Source organism: Pseudomonas sp. FP1762 (genome assembly GCF_030687105.1).
Classification (GTDB): Bacteria; Pseudomonadota; Gammaproteobacteria; order Pseudomonadales; family Pseudomonadaceae; genus Aquipseudomonas; species Aquipseudomonas siliginis.
In genome coordinates, this window is sequence record NZ_CP117458.1 from 526,485 (window position 1) to 543,644 (window position 17,160).

Here is a 17,160-nt window from a genome sequence, read left to right on the forward strand (position 1 = left end):
TGTGCGAGGGCACATCAATTTTCAAGGCGCATCGCGCCTGCATGCAGACTAAAGAGGCTAGACCCCTGTGGCATTGACGATTCTTGGCCTGTCCGGCGCCCTTAGCCATGATCCTTCCGCAGCCTTGTACATCGACGGCAAGCTGGTCGCGGCGGCTGAGGAAGAGCGCTTCGTACGCGATAAACATGCAAAGAACCGCATGCCCTACGAATCGGCGAAATTCTGCCTCGAGCAGGCCGGCATCAAACCTTCCGACGTTGACGTGGTGGCGATTCCATTCGCCCCGATCAGCCTGTTCGGCAAGGCCCGCTGGCATTACGCCAAGCGCTACTGGTATGCCCCTGATCGCGCACTCGATGCCATCCTGATGGGCAACCGTCGCTACAAGCGCTATCGCAACAAGATCGTCTGGTGCCTCGAGCAACTGGGCTTCGATCCGAAGAAAATCAAGATCGAGCCGGTCGAGCATCACCTGGCTCACGCCTCCAGTGCTTATCACTGCTCCGGTTTCAAAGAGAAAACCGCGATCCTCGGCATCGACGGTAAAGGCGAATACGCCACGACCTTCTTCGGTTACGGCGAAAACGGCAAGATCCACAAGATCAAGGAATTCTTCGATCCGGATTCCCTCGGTGGTTTGTACGGTGCGATCACCGAATTCCTCGGTTTCGAGATGCTCGACGGCGAGTTCAAGGTCATGGGCATGGCGCCATACGGCGATGCCAGCAAGTACGATTTCTCGCGTCTGGCCTCGTTCGAAAATGGCGAGCTGGTGATCAACACCGACTACGCCAACGTGATCGGCCTGCGTCGCTATAAAGAGAAGGGCAAGGGTTTCTACTTCTCGCCGAAGCTGATCGAGTGGCTGGGTCCGAAGCGCGAAGGCGACATTGCCGACGAGCCGTACATCCACTACGCCGCGAGCATGCAAGCACTGTTCGAGAAGCTCGCGTTGCAGATGATCGACCACTATCTGGGCGACGTGCTCAAGGAAACCGGCAAACTGGCTTTCGCTGGTGGCTGTGCGTTGAACGTCAAGCTGAACCAGAAAATCATCGCTCGCGACGACATCAAAGAGCTGTTCGTACAGCCTGCGTCCGGCGATGCCGGCACCGCAGTCGGCGCTGCCGCTTACGTGTCGCACGCCCGTGGCGTACCGGTCGAGAAGATGGAACACGTCTATCTCGGCCCGTCGTACAGCAACGAGGACGTGATTGCTGCGTGTGCCCGTCACGAGAACAAGCCGACCTGGCGCAAGCTCGACAACATGCCGGAGCAGATCGCCCAAATCATGGTCGACGGCAACCCGGTCGCCTGGTTCCAGGGCCGTATGGAGTTCGGTCCGCGTGCGTTGGGTGGTCGTTCGATCATCGGTTGCCCGAGCGTGGCCGGTGTCGCCGACCGCATCAACCACCAGATCAAATTCCGCGAGCGCTGGAGGCCTTTCTGCCCGTCGATGCTCGACACAGTCGCTCCACAGATGATCAAGATCGATCACCCGGCGCCGTTCATGACCTTCACCTTCGAAGTCGCCGAAGAATGGAAAACCCGCGTGCCGGAAGTCGTCCATGAGGACGGTACTTCCCGTGCCCAGGTGCTCAAGCGCGAATACAACCCGCGCTACTACGACATGATGAAGGCGCTGGAAAACCTCACCGGTAACGGCGTGTCGCTGAACACTTCGCTCAACCGTCGTGGCGAACCGATGATCTGCTCGCCGACCGACGCGCTGAACATGTTTTTCGGCTCGGATCTGCAGTACCTGATCATGGAAGACATTCTGGTGGTCAAAGAGGGCGCCAACGCTTATGACTCGCTCGGCTGAACGCCATGTGCTGCAGTTCTGTCACGGCTATGACGGGCCGTTCCTGGACTGCGCGCGGCAGTACGCCAGCCTGTTTGCCGGCACCGGCTATCGGGTGACCACGGTGTTTCTCACCGGGGCCGCCGATAGCGAGGTGGCCGCAGCGTGTGCTTCCGATGAAGTGTTGTTCATGGAGTACAGCTCCAAGGCCATTCGTGGCCTGAAACTGGGGGCTATCGGCGATCTGCGCAAGATCGTCGCCTCACGCAATTTCAGTCTTTGCATCGCCCATCGCTTCAAGCCGATCTATATCGCCTTGCTCGGCACATCGCTACCGGTCATTGGTGTGCACCACGCGTTCGGCGATTACCAGCGAGGGACGCGCAAGTTGTTCGCGCATATTTTCCGCCAGCGCCTGAGCCTTCTCGGCGTGTCGGATGCAGTGCGTGACGACATGCGGCGCTGCCTGCCGAAATGGCCGGCAAGCCGAATCCAGACGTTGTACAACCGCATCGATGTGCCTGCACTGCAAGCCCGTCAGGTACCTTCCGAAGAAGCGCGGCAGATCCTCGGGCTGTCGCCGGATGCCTGGATTGTCGGCAACGTCGGCCGCCTGCACCCGGACAAGGATCAGGCCACGTTGCTGCGCGGGTTTGCCCAAGCGCTGCCAGGCCTGCCGGCCAACAGTCAGCTGGTCATTCTCGGCAGTGGTCGCCTGGAGCAGGATCTCAAGGTGCTGGCCCGTGAGCTGGGCATTGCCGACCGAGTGCTGTTTCTCGGTCAGGTGCCTGATGCGCGCAATTATTTCCGCGCCTTCGATGTGTTCGCCTTGAGCTCCGATCATGAACCGTTCGGCATGGTCTTGCTGGAGGCCATGGCCGCCGGCTTACCGTTGCTGGCCACCGCGTGCGGCGGGGCGAAGGAAGTGGTGGAGGGTGTGGGCATCCTGTTTCCATTGGGCGATGCCGAACATCTGGCTCAGGGGCTGCAACATCTGGCCGCGATGGATGAGCCGCAGCGTCGTCAATGTGCGCAGATGATGCTCGAGCGACTACATGAGCGTTTCTCCGACCGTGCGGTGCGCGAGACCTTCTGGCGCCTGCCGCCAGTTACCGATCTGGCAACGAGGGGCTGATGCTCAACCGATTTCAAGGCTGGCGCGAACGTGGCTGGTCGCCCGTTGACGCCTCGACCTACGCCACTGCCTGGCAACGTTATGGCGGCAGTGTCGCGACACATCCGCTGGTCATCGAGCGCCTGGCGGACCTGGCCGGGATCCCGGTGCGTTATCTGGCCTGGCAGCAGCAGGGCGAGGTTAAAGCCGCCATCGCTACCTGGGGGCGCGACCTGGCTCTGTCCAAGGACGTACTCAAACGCAACGGCAAGAAAGGCCTGTTCGACCTCGGCAATGCCGAACTGATCTTGCCGGCCGCCGTCGATGCTCAGGCACCGCTGCGGCATCGGGCGCGCTATCTGTCGGCACTCAACGAAGGCCGTTTCAGTGGTCTGAAGTTGCAAGCTGAACAACTGGCCATGGCCCGCACCCCGGAAGAATTGTCGAAAAAATTCCGCTATAACCAGCGTCGCGAATTGCGTCTGCTGGAAGAAGCGGGCGGTGTGGTGCGAGCGGTCAGCGAGTTTTCCAGCGTTGAGCTGGCCGCGATGTACTGCGATCTGTTTCAGCGCCGCTGGGGCTTTCCGGCGACGGGCGCGGCGCGCATGGCCGAGGTCATCGAGTTGCTGCGCGAGTTGCTGATCGGCTCGGTCATTTTCCTCAACGATGCGCCGATTGCGATTCAATTGGTCTACCGCGTTGAGGCGGCAGAATGGATCAGTGTCGAATACGTGAATGGCGGCGTGGATCCCGAAACCCGCGAGTTCAGCCCCGGCAGCGTGCTGAGTTTTCTCAATACGCAAAGCGCCTGGGAACACGCACGGGCACTCGGCAAGCCGTTGCGTTTTTCGTTCGGTCGCGCTGACCGTGAATACAAGGACCGCTGGTGCAACCCTGTGCCGGTGTTCACCGTATGAGTCAGACCATGAGCCGCAAACAGCAATTGCTCAGACGCCATCGACGCAACAAGCGCGTGGCCATGTTGGTCGCGCTGGCCGCCATCATCGCGCTGAGCGTGCTGGTCGCCTGGTGGCTGGCGCCGGTGTTGCTGATTGGCGGCTGGATCGCCCATGAGGCGTGGTTTGCCGATCATCTTTTCTACGCGCCCGGCGACGATTACCAATACAGCTTCCCGGCGTATACGCCGCAGCCTAAGGTGCATCTGAACGGCGAGCAGTTGCGTCTGGATGAAGGGGTGATGCTGGCTGACGAAGCCGTGCTGATTCTGGCTGTACAGGTCAAAAGTACTTGGCTGGGACGTTTTCTTGATCCTTTCATCGAGTTGTCGGGTGGCGCCAATCCTGACGTCCAGACCTTTGAACGCGGTGTCGGCGGCCTGCGCTATCTGAACCTGAGCGGTCAGGCGCAAGCGTTGTCCGAAGGAGTATTGCGTCTGCGCGGCCGTTTCTGTCGAGTGTCGGGCGAGCCGGTACTGTGGGCGCTGGAACACGCTGATTATCGTCGCCAGCGGGTCATGGTCATTGCCCCTCACGCGGATGATGCGGAGCTGGCGGCATTCGGGTTGTACAGTCAGGCCGATGAAGCCTGGATCGTCACCCTGACCGCTGGCGAAATCGAGGCCGAACATTATCAGCAGATGGGCATGAGCAAGGTCGACGCCGCGCGGCTGAAGGGACGCTTGCGCGCCTGGGACAGCCTCACCGTACCGCAATGGGCCGGTGTCCCCCAGGAACGCTGCGTGCAGTTGGGCTATTTCTGCCTGCAACTGGCCGCGATGCGGGACAAGCCGGAGCAACCGGTGGGTTCGCGCGAAGCGGATTTGAGCGATACCCGTCTGTTCCGTCAATTCAATCGGTTTGTTCTGCCAAGTGACGCCGATGGCGCGCCGACCTGGAGCAATCTGCTGGCTGATCTGCGCGAAACAATGCTGCGCGCGCGTCCGGACGTTATCGTGCTGCCGCATCCGACGCTGGACCCGCACCCCGACCACATCTGTGCGCAGCAGGCTGTACTTGAAGTGTTGGGGGGGCTGGACTGGCAGCCGACGCTGCTCGGTTATGCCAACCATCTGCACGATAACGACCGGTGGCCGATGGGCAATAGTGGCGATGGCGTGGCGCTGCCGCCAGCCTTTGATGCTGGCGTGCCGGTGCAGCCGGTTTGCCTGGCATTGTCTCTGCAACAGCAGCGTGACAAGGCAATGGCCCTGGGCATGATGCATGACCTGCAGCCGCCCGCGCCGTTCAAGCGTCGCTTGCGTCGAAGCTTGCAGCGATTGCTGGCTGGGCGCGCGGGTTCGCCTTATGGCGAGAACGAATTTTTCCGCAAGGCGGTTCGGCGACACGAACTGTTCTGGCGTTTGTAGCGACACAGGCGCCCGCGCAAGACTTTCTTGCGGGCGGGCATGTTCAGGTTTGCTCGGGTTGCTGTTGCGGCAAGGAAGACAATGAAAGTTCTATTTCTGGTGCAGAAAGATCAACGGGCCATTCTCGATCGTTTGTACGAGGGTGTCGCCGCCCATTGTGAGTGCGATCTGCGCTGGTTGAGCGGTGACGAGCAGCGCAATCTGCGGCGATATTTCCGCCGCGAAGTCGATGTTACCCGCTATGACCGCATCGTGTTTTTCCTGCGCTTCAAGCAGGAGATCCGGCAGGTCGGGTTTATCCGCACTATCCCCAATCTGGTGATTCTGGAGCACGATGCCTATCAGAATTACATCCCCTGCAAGTACACCGGCAAGTTCAGTGCGCACTATCGGCGTTTGCCGTGGGCACGGGTGATCAGTTCCGGTTTCGTGGTGGCCGAGCGCCTGCGCTCGGAGGGCTTCGACGCCGTGTTCGTGCCCAAGGGCTACGATCAGACGCAATTGCAGGACCAGGGGCGCGAGCGGGATATCGAACTCGCCTTCGTCGGCAGCACCAACAGTGTGGCCTACAGTGGCCGCAAGGCGCTGCTGGATGAACTGGGCCAGGTCGAGCCGCTGCTGGTGACGCGGACCAAGTCCGGCGGCGAGTACGTTGACACGCTCAACCGTATCCGTTTTTTTGTCAGCGCGGACGTGGGCATGGGCGAGTTCATGATCAAGAACTTCGAAGCCATGGCTTGCGGCTGCGTCCTGCTGGCCTATGATCAAGGCGCCGCCGAAGCTGCGGCGCTGGGTTTGCAGGACATGCACAACGTGGTGTTCTATCAGACGATCGCGCAGTTGCAGGAAAAGCTGGCCACGCTGCGCGAGGATCCGCAACTGGCGCAACGCATCGCTGACAACGGTCGCGAACTGGCGGTGGAGCAGTTCAGCTTCGCGCGGATCGGTCAGCGCATCGTTGAAGAACTTGAGCCGCCGTTGCGTGATCGGGCGCCGCTGAGCCTGCTGGAAAAAATCCGCCTGAAAGTGGGCATTTGACAAGTGTCATATAGCCAGTGATATTGCTGGCGACTTCTGATTAACGAGATATCGGTGCAATTTTCCAAAGAAAGCCAGATTACATTGGTGGTTACCAGCTGCGGTCGACTCGATCTGCTCAAGGCCACTCTCGATAGCTTCGACCGGTACAACACGGCACCCATTCGTGAAGTGTTCATCACCGAAGATGCCGGCGACGAAGGCGTTGCCGGGATTCTGCCCGCCCACTGGAAAGAGCATTGCACGGTTTTCGTCAATCGTCCGAAGCTGGGCCAGTTGGCTTCGATCGACCTGGCCTACGGACACGTCAGCACCCCCTACATTTTTCATTGCGAAGATGATTGGGAGTTCTATCGTCCGGGGTTCGTCGAAGACTCGATGACCATTCTGCAAGCGCGGCCGGAAATTCTGCAGATCTGGTTGCGCAGCTATAATCACGATCTGCGGGTTCACAGCCCATACATCCACTTGGGCGCGCGCGAGATTGTCGATGGCGTCGCCTGTTATCCGCTGATTTCCGACAAGCCGGAGTGGCAAGGGTTCTCGCTGAACCCGGGGTTGCGCCGGCTCGAGGATTATCGGTTGTGTGCGCCTTTCGCCGGCCATGGTGGCGAGAAGGCCTTGTCACAGCGCTACTCACAACTGAACAGGGACGCCTTGATACTCGAGGCAGACGCGGTCATGCACACCGGTTTCGGTCTGCACGTGCAAACGGATGTCGAGCGTGAACGCAAAGCGCGCCGCAATCGCCGCGAACAGATCAAATTTGCCTTGTTTCTGTTGCTGGGAGTCTGCATTGGCTGGTTCATCAACTGAGTTCGAGTACGCCGCAGCTTGTCCCCGCAAATCCGTGCAACGGCTTTCTGCCCTATGAATATTCTCAATATCATGTGGGCCGGTGGCGCTCCGTTCGCATCAATTCACAAAGTGCACCAGCAAATACTCTCTCAGGCTGCGCCGTCGGCGGTGGTCAAAACCTGGCTCCTCCAGGGGCAGGGAGCCGAGTGCGGCGTGGATGTCGGTGAGGTCCGGGAGTGGCAGTTATCGTCAGCGCGCCTGAAGGGCCGGCATTTCTGGCGTTTTGCCAAACCCGTGATGCGGGCGAGGTTTCGCCAGGCGCTCGTGGACAGTGACGCTCGATTGCTGCTGCTGGACGGCATGGGCGTTGCCCGCACGTTATTGCCGGTCCTCAAGAAGCTGCCGCATATCCGCGCGGTAGTGATTTTCCACGGTTCGGCGCGATTGAATGCCGGCGACCAGGCTCTATTCCAGGCAATCCCTGCGTCCCAGCTGAAACTGGTTGCCGTTTCCAGCACTCTCGCCGATTCACTGGCCCGCGATCTGCAGATGCCTGTCACCCCGTTGCGAAGTGCGTTCGATCCGGAAGCGTTTCGTGCTGACCTGTTCACCCGCGAGCAAGCCCGGACACGGTTGGGGTTGCCGCAAGGCGATACGCCGGTATTGGGCGCGGTAGGGCGGCTGGTCTCCGAGAAGGGGTTCGGTTATTTGCTGGATGCCTTTGCCGCAGCACTCGACAGCCGCCCGGACTTGCGCCTGGTCATTATCGGCGAAGGCTCCAAACGCGCGGCGCTGGAGCAGCGCATCGACGCGCTTGGCTTGCACGACAAGGTCTTGCTGACCGGGCATCTGAACGAAGCAGCGCAGCTTTATCGTGCGTTCGACTGGGTTGCGATCCCTTCGCTGGAAGAGGGCCTCGGTCTGGTCATGCAGGAAGCGGTGATGGCCGGCGTACCGGTGTTGTGCAGCGATCTGGAGGTGTTCAGCGAACAGCTGGGCAGTGCCGGCTGGTATGCGCCGGTCAATGACACGAAAGCCTGGTCCGAGGCCATCGACCGCGCCTTCAGTGCCTCATCTCAAGCGATCAATGCCGAGCAGTACCGGATGCTCGCTCCGGACGAGGCCTGGTCGAGCTTCAGCCAGGCTGCCCGCGCATTGTTTTCATGACGACAAGACCGCGCGCTCAAGTGCCTGCATCGGAAAGCTGTCGTTCAGCTTTTCGCGCGCAATATAGCGTGCGAAGTGTTGCAGGTTGCGTTTGATCAAGCGCTTTGGCAACGGTCCGCGGGTGAAGCGCATGTCGGCGACATCGATCAGGCCCATGCGGTTGTCTGGTGTGACCACGATGTTGCCAAGATGCAGGGAGCGGAAATAGATGCCCGAGCGGTGCAGGCTGCGTATCAGCTCGGCCAGATCCGGCAATGCCTGAGTCCAGTTGAAACCTTGTTTTGCGGCGATCTGGCGCAGCGTTTGCCCGGGCAGAGGCTCATACAGCACGGCGGTCATGCCTGGTTTCTCAAGGCGAAAGAACTGGAGGATCTGCAAGGTCGGCACGCCGAGTTTGTGCAGCTCGACGGCGTTGTCGATGAATCGCTTCGAGTAGGGGCGAAACAAGGCGGATGAAAAAAACCTTTTGCGACGAAACAGTTTGAGAATTTTCCCATCCTGCAGCAGGTAGACTTTCGGCCCATAGCTGTCCGCTTCCAGAACTTTGGCGGCGTCGATCATTTGGTCTAGAGCGGCTTGTGAGAGCCGGGAGCATCGCATCGTAGGAAGCCTTGTCGAAAGTGCGGGGTGTAGTAGCGGGCAATGATGCCGAAAAGTTTCGATTTTAACCATGCCGCGTCGCATGGGCGAACCCTTGTCAGGAGCAGATTGATGCAGGAAACACGCTGGGCGCAACTATGGATGGCGATGGGGCTCTTGTGGTTTTTACTGGCTATTGCCGTAGCGCCCACCAACAAGGTCTACCAGCAGGGGCTGGTGGCTCTCGTCTGGTTGCCGGCGCTAGTGCTGGGCTGGGCCGCGCGGCACCGCGTCAGAGAAGTGCTCCATGAACAACGCTGGCTCTACCTGCCATTGCTCGGATTGCTGGTCTGGTCGCTGATCAGTCTGGCATGGACAAACGCACCGGAAACGGGCCGCGAGGCCAAGCGTCTGTTGTATATCGTGGTGTTCCTGCTGTTTTTTCCGGTGTTCGCCAGCGGACGCCCAGAGCGATTGATTCGTCTCATGCAGTGGGGCGGGCTGGGATTGGCAGTAACTGCGCTGGTGGCCATCGTCAGGTTTTACGTCATCGAAGGTAACGCCTGGTCTGCCCGGGTGGAAGGGCTGGGTGAGCTGGCGCATCCGATCCTCGGCGGCTATGTCATCGGCCTGGCGGCGGTGTGGCTGGCCCTGTGGGCGCCGCGTGGCGTGATGTGGCAAGGGGTCTGGACACTGGCGTTGGCGGTGCTGGGTATCTTTGTACTGATGAGTCAGAGTCGAGGCGCGGCGCTGGCGTTGTTTCTGACCATCCTGGCCATGCCGATCTGGTGTCGTGACCGCCACAGCCGAATCGTCGCAGCCGTGGCCCTGGTGGTGGCGATTGTGGCGCTGTGGCTGTTCGAACCGTTGGTGCTGGCGCGCGGAGTTTCCTTTCGTCCGCAGATTCTGATGGCCTCTCTGGATATGATTGCCCAACATCCCTGGGGTGGGTTGGGCCTGGGTGGGGACTACAGGGTTTTCTGGTCGGGCATGACCTTCGATCACGCCCACAATCTGTTCACCCACGTTGCGATCGTGCTGGGTCTGCCGGGACTGCTGTTGTGGTCTGCCGTCTGGTTCGCCGTTATTTTCCAGGCGTGGAAAGTTCGGGAAACGCTGTATGCCCGGGGGATCATCGGTATCTGGCTGTTCTCGACACTGGCGATGCAGTTCGACGCTGCCAGCCTCACCGGCACCCCGCGCGCCGAGTGGTTCATCAGCTGGCTGCCGTTGGGGCTTGCCAGCGTTTTGGTATGGGCGCGGGCCAATGGCAGCGCTTGTGATAAAATTTCGCGTTCTTCTTAACCAGTGAGCTCTACGATGACTGACGCACCGCCCAAAGCGGAACAGGAATCCAGCCTGAAAATCTACTTTCGGCTGTTGGGGTACGTAAAACCCTATATCGGTCTTTTCCTGCTGAGTATCGTGGGCTTCGTGATCTTTGCTTCCACGCAACCAATGCTGGCCGGGATTCTCAAGTATTTTGTCGATGGCCTGAGCAACCCGGAAGCGGTGCTCTTCCCCAACGTTCCCTATCTGCGAGACGTGCAATTGCTGATGGCTGTGCCGTTGCTGATCATCCTGATCGCAGCGTGGCAAGGCCTCGGCTCGTTTCTCGGCAACTATTACCTGGCGAGGGTTTCGTTGGGGCTGGTGCATGACCTGCGTATCGAACTGTTCAACAAGCTGTTGGTACTGCCCAATCGCTATTTCGATACCCATAACTCGGGTCATCTGATCTCGCGCATCACTTTCAACGTGACCATGGTCACCGGCGCCGCCACGGATGCCATCAAAGTGGTGATCCGCGAAGGCCTGACCGTGGTTTTCCTGTTCGCCTATCTGCTGTGGATGAACTGGAAACTGACTCTGGTGATGCTGGCCATTCTGCCGGTGATCGCGTTCATGGTCGGCAACACCAGCAAGAAATTCCGCAAGCAGAGCAAGAAGATTCAAGTGGCCATGGGCGACGTCACCCATGTGGCTTCCGAAACCATTCAAGGCTATCGCGTCGTGCGCAGTTTTGGTGGCGAAGCTTATGAGCAGCAGCGTTTTGCGGCGGCCAGCCAGAGCAACACCGACAAACAGTTGCGTATGACCAAGACTGGCGCGGTGTATACGCCGATGCTGCAGCTGGTGATCTACACCGCCATGGCGGTGTTGATGTTCCTGGTGTTGTTCCTGAGGGGTGATGCAACGGCCGGTGATCTGGTCGCCTACATCACGGCTGCCGGTTTGCTGCCCAAACCGATCCGGCAATTGTCTGAAGTCAGCTCGACCATTCAGAAAGGTGTGGCCGGCGCCGAAAGCATTTTCGAGCAGCTCGATGTCGAGCCGGAAATCGACACCGGTACGATCGAGCGTGATCGGGTCAGTGGCCATCTGGCGGTGAACAACCTCAGCTTCACTTACCCGGGCACTGAACGGGAAGTGCTGAAAAACATCAGCTTCACCGCGTCGCCAGGTCAGATGATCGCCCTGGTCGGGCGTTCCGGCAGCGGCAAATCGACGCTGGCCAGTCTCATTCCGCGCTTCTATCACCACGAGACCGGCGAAATCCTGCTCGATGATGTCGAAATCGAGGACTATCGTCTGCGCAATCTGCGTCGCCATGTAGCGCAAGTGACCCAGCACGTGACGCTGTTCAACGACACCATCGCCAACAACATCGCTTACGGCGATCTGGCAGGCGCGCCTCGCGAAGATATCGAGAAAGCCGCCAGGGATGCATTTGCCATGGACTTCATCGCGCAGATGCCTCAAGGCCTGGATACCCAGGTCGGCGAGAACGGTGTGCTGTTGTCTGGCGGACAGCGTCAGCGCCTGGCGATTGCCCGGGCCTTGCTGAAAAACGCCCCGCTGCTGATCCTCGACGAAGCGACGTCGGCCCTTGATACCGAGTCCGAGCGGCACATTCAGGCGGCACTCGACCATGTCATGAAAGGCCGCACCACGCTGGTGATTGCCCACCGTTTGTCGACCATCGAGAAGGCCGATCTGATCCTCGTCATGGATCAGGGCGAGATCGTCGAACGCGGCACTCATGCCCAACTGCTTGCTCATAATGGCTACTACGCGCGTCTGCATGCGATGGGGCTGGATGCCCCGGCTGAAGACATTGCCTGATCTGCAGATGAGGGTGGGCCAGCCTCACCCTCGTGTATTCCCGGCGCGCGCGATCCTGTTAATATCGCGCCCCTGTTCATTTTGTATGTGGGTTGCTCCATGAAATTGTCGATGCCGCGATTCGATCAAGCCCCTGTCTTGGTGGTCGGCGATGTCATGCTCGACCGTTACTGGCATGGCGGAACCTCACGGATTTCCCCTGAGGCACCGGTGCCGGTGGTCAAGGTCGAGCAGATCGAAGATCGCCCGGGCGGTGCCGCCAACGTGGCGCTGAACATTGCCGCGCTGGGTGCACCGGCATCGCTGGTGGGCGTGACCGGCGATGACGAAGCCGCCGACAGCCTGAGCAACAGTCTCAAGGGCGCGGGCGTGCGCGCCTTGTTTCAGCGCATCGCGCACCAGCCGACCATCGTCAAGCTGCGGGTCATGAGCCGGCACCAGCAGTTGCTGCGTATCGATTTCGAAGAAGTGTTCGCCACCGATGCTCTGGCACTGGCCGCGCAGGTTGACGGGTTGCTTGAAGGCATCAAGGTGCTGGTGTTGTCGGATTACGGTAAAGGCGCACTGAAAAATCACCAGGCCCTGATCCAGGCCGCCCGTGCCAAAGGTATACCGGTATTGGCTGATCCGAAGGGCAAGGACTTTTCGATCTACCGCGGTGCCAGCCTGATCACACCGAATCTCAGCGAGTTCGAAACCATCGTCGGTGGTTGCGCCGATGAGCACGAACTGGTGAGCAAGGGCGCCGTCCTGATGCAGGAGCTCGACCTCGGCGCGCTGCTGGTGACCCGTGGTGAACACGGCATGACCTTGCTGCGTCCGGATCATCCGGCGTTGCATCTGCCGGCCCGCGCCCGCGAAGTGTTCGACGTGACCGGTGCCGGCGATACGGTGATTTCGACCCTGGCCGCGGCCATTGCCGCTGGCGAAGAACTGCCGCACGCCGTGGCGCTGGCCAATCTGGCAGCAGGCATCGTCGTCGGCAAGTTGGGTACCGCCGCGATCAGCGCCCCGGAACTGCGCCGCGCCATTCAGCGCGAAGAAGGTTCGGAGCGAGGCGTGCTGGGACTTGAGCAGCTGCTGCTGGCGGTTGACGATGCCCGTGCGCACAACGAGCGGATTGTCTTCACCAATGGCTGCTTCGATATCCTGCATGCCGGCCACGTGACCTATCTGGAACAGGCCCGCGCTCAGGGCGACCGTCTGATCGTGGCGGTCAACGATGACGCCTCGGTCAGCCGCCTGAAAGGCCCGGGCCGGCCGATCAACAGCGTGGATCGCCGCATGGCGGTACTCGCCGGTCTTGGCGCGGTGGACTGGGTGATCAGCTTCTCTGAAGGCACACCGGAAAACCTGCTGCGCGAGGTCAAGCCGGACGTGCTGGTCAAGGGCGGCGATTACGGCATTGATCAGGTGGTCGGCGCGGATATCGTCACCGCTTACGGCGGCACCGTGAAAGTGCTGGGGCTGGTGGAAAACAGCTCGACGACAGCGATCGTGGAAAAGATCCGCGGCCAATAAGATCAAAAGATCGCAGCCTGCGGCAGCTCCTACACGGGAATACATTCCAATGCAGGAGTCGTCGAAGGCTGCGATTTTTTGCTTTCAGGAATTCACTTTCTTGCGCGGTACGATTTTCTTCAGCAGCTGCCTGGCCTTGCCGCGCAGGCGTGCCAGTCCAGTAGCCTTCTCGGGTGGCGTCAGACCCTGTTGGCGCAACCAGTCCTTCCAGCGAATCCGCTCATCACGCACCAACCAGCCATCCTGTCGCGCGAAGCTTTCGGCCAGATACAGACCGCGGGTACTCGCCGGATACAGTTGATCCTTTTTCAGGGTGTACAACTCAGGCAGCGGCTGGCCGTCGTGCAATGGCATCAAGTACAGGTCTGGCCGTTTGCGATCGAGCCGCGCCACCAGTTGATCGCCTTCCAGACGCTCGTCGACATGAAACAGGCTCAAGGACTTCGCCTCCTTGGGCACGTCCAGGCGCAAGTCATAGATCAATTGCAGGGACGCCGTCGGCAGATGCACGTACGCCCGTGGTCGCTCCAGCAATTGCAGGTTGGCGCAGCGCACCGGACGCGCCGAACCGGACAACGGCGTCAGGCGAAACGGCAACGCCTCACGGTAATGCAGCGCAGCGGAGTAGGGCGCCGGCAACCAAGTCTCGTTGAAACGCCCGCCGAGCCAGCCTTCCGGGGTTTCCAGCAGACACTCTTCGGCAATCTCCTGAATCGCCGTGTGCAGCGGAATATTCAGCTCATGGGCCGGCACGTAGCCGGAAATCAGCTTCAATACCACGTCGCCGCGATCCTGCCGACGCTGGCGCACCAGCACCCAGTAATCGCGATTCTGCCAGTGCAGGGTCAGGCGCACGGACACGCCGAGGTTGGCCAGCTCCAGGGCAAAGCGCTCGCTGTCGGCAACACTGACCGGTTTGCGCCGTTGCAGGGTCTGGGCGAAGTTCAGCGGCATGCCGACGCTCTGATAGCTCAGGCCTTCGGGCGTGGCTTCGACGAACAGCGGCAGTGTTTTGAAGTTGCTCGGGTTCTTGCGGATGAGCGTGCGCGGCATATCGGCTCCTGGCTTAAGGCCGCGGGGCGGCGTCAGTGACTACGCAGGACCTGGGCAACGGTCGCTACGTTATGGGCGAGGTGCAGCGGATTGATCGTGCCGACAATAGCACTGGCAACGCCGGGATGAGTGAACAGCAACTCGAAGCTGGCGCGCACCGGATCGACTCCCGGACTCAGACAGACATGACCGCTGGCCAGGGCTTTTTTCACCAGAATGGCTTTGCCGTGGGCAGCAGCATAGTCAATGACCGCCTTTTCGTTTTGTTCGTTCAGATTGTAGGTGACCATCGCGCAGTCGCCTTGCTCCAGCGCTTTCAGCCCACCTTCGACGGTTTTCCCGGAAAAACCGAAGCCGCGAATCTTGCCCTCGGCCTTCAGCGCCGCGAGGGTGGCGTAGACCTCTTCGTGCTCGAGGATGGCCATGTCGTTGCCGTCCGAGTGCACGAGGACCAGATCGATAAAATCCGTTTCCAGACGTTGCAGGCTGCGCTCGACCGACATTCGCGTGTGCGCGGCGCTGAAATCGTGACGCGACAGGCCATCGGCAAACTCTTCACCGACCTTGCTGACGATCACCCAGTCCTGACGCTGACCGCGCAGCAGCGGGCCGAGGCGTTCTTCGCTGCGACCATAGGCCGGTGCGGTGTCGATCAGGTTGATGCCCAGATCGCGCGCCTGGCGCAGCAGCATGCGCGCCTCGTCATCACCGGGAATCTGAAAGCCGTTGGGGTATTTCACCCCTTGATCGCGGCCGAGTTTGACCGTGCCCAGGCCCAGCGGCGAAACCGTCAGGCCGGTGCTGCCCAGTGGGCGATGCAGTTCGTGCAGAGTGGCAATGCTCATGGCAGCAGTTGCTCCCATGCGGGGACGCCGAGCGGCGGTTTCGGCAGCGGCGGCAGCGGCTCGGTCGCCTGCGGCTGGATGCCGTCGCGTTGCAGCGAGGCGATAACGCGGTCGGCGAAGTCTGGCGCCAGTGCCAGTTTGGTCGGCCAGCCGACGAGCAAGCGACCTTCCTCGGCGAGGAATGCGTTGTCCGGACGGGTCAGGCCGGTTTGCAGCGGCTCCGCGCGGTCGACGCGCAGGGTGGCCCATTGCGTGGTGCTGAGGTCGATCCACGGCAGCAATTGGGCGATTTCCTTTTGCGCGGTGGCGATCTGTTCGGCTGGCTCGCGGGCCACGCCTTCGCTTTCGGCGATGTCGCCGCCCATGTACCAGACCCACTGGCCATCAGCCGCCGGATGCGTGGTCACGGTAATGCGCGGCTTGGTCCCGCCGCCCAGGCAGTGCGCGTACAGCGGTTTCAAACCGGGGCCTTTGGCGAGGATCATGTGCAGGGGGCGGCGCTGCATGGCCGGACGGCTCAGGCCCAGGGCTTCAAGCAGTTCGGCCGTGCCGGCGCCGGCGCTGAGGACGATGCGCTGAGGGCGGATCTCACGGCCATCGACTTTCAGGCCGACCAGCACGCCGGCTTCCAGCAACGGTTCGATGACCTGCCCGGCGAGCAGACCGTCACCGGCCAGCTCGGCCAGGCGCTGGATCAGGCTCGGGACATCCACTACCAATTCGGCGAGGCGATAGACCTTGCCCTTGAAGCGCTTGTCCTGCAGGGCCAGCGGCAGTTCATCGCCCTTGACCTGATCGACCCGGCCACGCACGGCTTTGCTGGCGAAGAAACTGGTCAGGTTGCCGGCCAAAGTGCCTGGCGACCACAGGTAATGGGCTTCGGACAGCAGGCGCACGCTGGACAGATCCAGCTCACCATTACCGGCCAGCGCCTCGCGCCAGCGGCGCGGCATGTCGGCGATGGCTTCCGAGGCCCCGGTCAGCGCGCCGTGCAGCGCGTACTTGGCACCGCCGTGGATGATGCCCTGGGACTTCACGCTCTGCCCGCCACCGAGGCTGGCGCTTTCCACCAGCACGGTCGAGAAACCCTGACCGCGCAGGCGCGCATTCAGCCAGAGGCCGGCGACACCAGCGCCGACAATCAGAACGTCGGTGGAAATAACGGATGGCATGCAACGACCTCAGTGCTCAAGACGAGGGCGCAGTATACAGACTCGGGAAAGGGGCGGATTTGTCGATGATCAACATGCCGAACATATGGGCCAATGTGGGAGCGAGCCTGCTCGCGAAGAGGGAATGCCAGTCGACATATGTGTTGACTGATGTACCGCATTCGCGAGCAGGCTCGCTCCCACAGGGGATTGTGTCTGGCAGTTAATGGCCGGCGGTTTTCGAGAACAATTGAATCACCACCACGCCCAGCACGATCAACGCCATCCCCAGCATCGCCGGGATATCCAGCTTCTGCCCATAGATAAACAGTGCCGCCACGCTGACCATCACAATGCCCATACCGGCCCAGACCGCGTAGGCCACGCCGACCGGAACGGTGCGCACTACCAGCGTCAGCATCCAGAATGCAATCCCGTAGCCGACAATCACCAGAATCAGCGGTAGAGGAGTGCTGAAGCCCCTGACCGCTTTCATCGAAACGGTGGCGATCACTTCGGCGCAGATGGCGATGGCCAGATAGACGTAGGCGTTCATGGTTTGATCCTCAAATAAATCATTGCTTGCTGGAGTGACATTCTAGGGATTGCTCAGATGGGGTAAAGTCATTACCTATCTG

At 60.7% G+C, this 17,160-nt stretch carries 15 protein-coding genes; 10 read left to right on the forward strand and 5 right to left on the reverse strand.

Annotation, left to right across the window (positions count from 1 at the left end; translation table 11 throughout):
* The first annotated feature begins 67 nt into the window (after positions 1–67).
* The 7 genes from PSH90_RS02265 (at position 68) to PSH90_RS02295 (ending at position 8,247) form a co-directional block, all read left to right on the forward strand.
* Positions 68–1,825 carry a carbamoyltransferase gene (locus tag PSH90_RS02265; RefSeq protein WP_024011327.1) on the forward strand — a complete coding sequence of 586 codons (1,758 nt, stop codon included), beginning with the start codon at positions 68–70 and terminating at the stop codon, positions 1,823–1,825.
* A complete protein-coding gene (locus PSH90_RS02270) occupies positions 1,809–2,939 on the forward strand; it encodes a glycosyltransferase (protein ID WP_236168150.1) in 1,131 nt (376 codons plus the stop codon). Before PSH90_RS02265 ends, PSH90_RS02270 begins: the two co-directional genes overlap by 17 nt.
* Positions 2,939–3,835 (forward strand): antimicrobial resistance protein Mig-14, encoded by an 897-nt coding sequence (locus PSH90_RS02275; protein ID WP_252879313.1) that lies wholly within the window; start codon positions 2,939–2,941, stop codon positions 3,833–3,835. The genes PSH90_RS02270 and PSH90_RS02275 overlap by 1 nt, the downstream gene beginning before the upstream one ends.
* An 8-nt stretch (positions 3,836–3,843) precedes the next feature.
* Positions 3,844–5,244, forward strand: coding sequence for a PIG-L deacetylase family protein (locus tag PSH90_RS02280; RefSeq protein WP_305383102.1), 1,401 nt, complete (start codon positions 3,844–3,846; stop codon positions 5,242–5,244).
* 81 nt (positions 5,245–5,325) lie between these two features.
* Positions 5,326–6,282, forward strand: coding sequence for a glycosyltransferase (locus tag PSH90_RS02285; protein WP_305382068.1), 957 nt, complete (start codon positions 5,326–5,328; stop codon positions 6,280–6,282).
* Between the two features lie 54 nt (positions 6,283–6,336).
* Complete coding sequence (locus PSH90_RS02290) at positions 6,337–7,098, forward strand: glycosyltransferase family 2 protein (protein WP_252887212.1); 762 nt, start codon at positions 6,337–6,339, stop codon at positions 7,096–7,098.
* Between the two features lie 54 nt (positions 7,099–7,152).
* Positions 7,153–8,247, forward strand: coding sequence for a glycosyltransferase (locus PSH90_RS02295; protein ID WP_305382069.1), 1,095 nt, complete (start codon positions 7,153–7,155; stop codon positions 8,245–8,247).
* On the opposite strand, the gene PSH90_RS02300 is transcribed toward PSH90_RS02295, so the two are convergent.
* Entirely contained in the window at positions 8,242–8,808 is a 567-nt protein-coding gene (locus PSH90_RS02300) for a lipopolysaccharide kinase InaA family protein (protein ID WP_224787295.1), read from the reverse strand. The genes PSH90_RS02295 and PSH90_RS02300 overlap by 6 nt on opposite strands.
* A 150-nt stretch (positions 8,809–8,958) precedes the next feature.
* Here PSH90_RS02300 and PSH90_RS02305 point away from each other — a divergent pair, with 150 nt between their 5' ends.
* The 3 genes from PSH90_RS02305 (at position 8,959) to hldE (ending at position 13,473) form a co-directional block, all read left to right on the forward strand.
* Positions 8,959–10,131, forward strand: a complete 1,173-nt coding sequence (locus PSH90_RS02305) for an O-antigen ligase (RefSeq protein ID WP_305382071.1) — start codon at positions 8,959–8,961, stop codon at positions 10,129–10,131.
* Between the two features lie 15 nt (positions 10,132–10,146).
* Positions 10,147–11,952: a lipid A export permease/ATP-binding protein MsbA gene (gene msbA / locus PSH90_RS02310; protein ID WP_016771984.1), complete on the forward strand. Its 1,806-nt coding sequence runs from the start codon at positions 10,147–10,149 to the stop codon at positions 11,950–11,952.
* Positions 11,953–12,051: 99 nt separating this feature from the next.
* Positions 12,052–13,473: a bifunctional D-glycero-beta-D-manno-heptose-7-phosphate kinase/D-glycero-beta-D-manno-heptose 1-phosphate adenylyltransferase HldE gene (gene hldE / locus PSH90_RS02315; protein ID WP_041477636.1), complete on the forward strand. Its 1,422-nt coding sequence runs from the start codon at positions 12,052–12,054 to the stop codon at positions 13,471–13,473.
* A gap of 84 nt (positions 13,474–13,557) precedes the next feature.
* Here the strand turns inward: hldE and PSH90_RS02320 are convergent, their stop codons facing one another.
* From PSH90_RS02320 to PSH90_RS02335, 4 genes are all read right to left on the reverse strand, one after another.
* Positions 13,558–14,526: a hypothetical protein gene (locus PSH90_RS02320; protein WP_041477637.1), complete on the reverse strand. Its 969-nt coding sequence runs from the start codon at positions 14,524–14,526 to the stop codon at positions 13,558–13,560.
* A gap of 32 nt (positions 14,527–14,558) precedes the next feature.
* Positions 14,559–15,371: an aldo/keto reductase gene (locus PSH90_RS02325; protein WP_095180984.1), complete on the reverse strand. Its 813-nt coding sequence runs from the start codon at positions 15,369–15,371 to the stop codon at positions 14,559–14,561.
* Complete coding sequence (locus PSH90_RS02330; RefSeq protein ID WP_305382073.1) at positions 15,368–16,543, reverse strand: FAD-dependent oxidoreductase; 1,176 nt, start codon at positions 16,541–16,543, stop codon at positions 15,368–15,370. Before PSH90_RS02330 ends, PSH90_RS02325 begins: the two co-directional genes overlap by 4 nt.
* A gap of 202 nt (positions 16,544–16,745) precedes the next feature.
* Positions 16,746–17,078 carry a multidrug efflux SMR transporter gene (locus PSH90_RS02335; protein ID WP_252887216.1) on the reverse strand — a complete coding sequence of 111 codons (333 nt, stop codon included), beginning with the start codon at positions 17,076–17,078 and terminating at the stop codon, positions 16,746–16,748.
* Between the last annotated feature and the right edge of the window lie 82 nt (positions 17,079–17,160).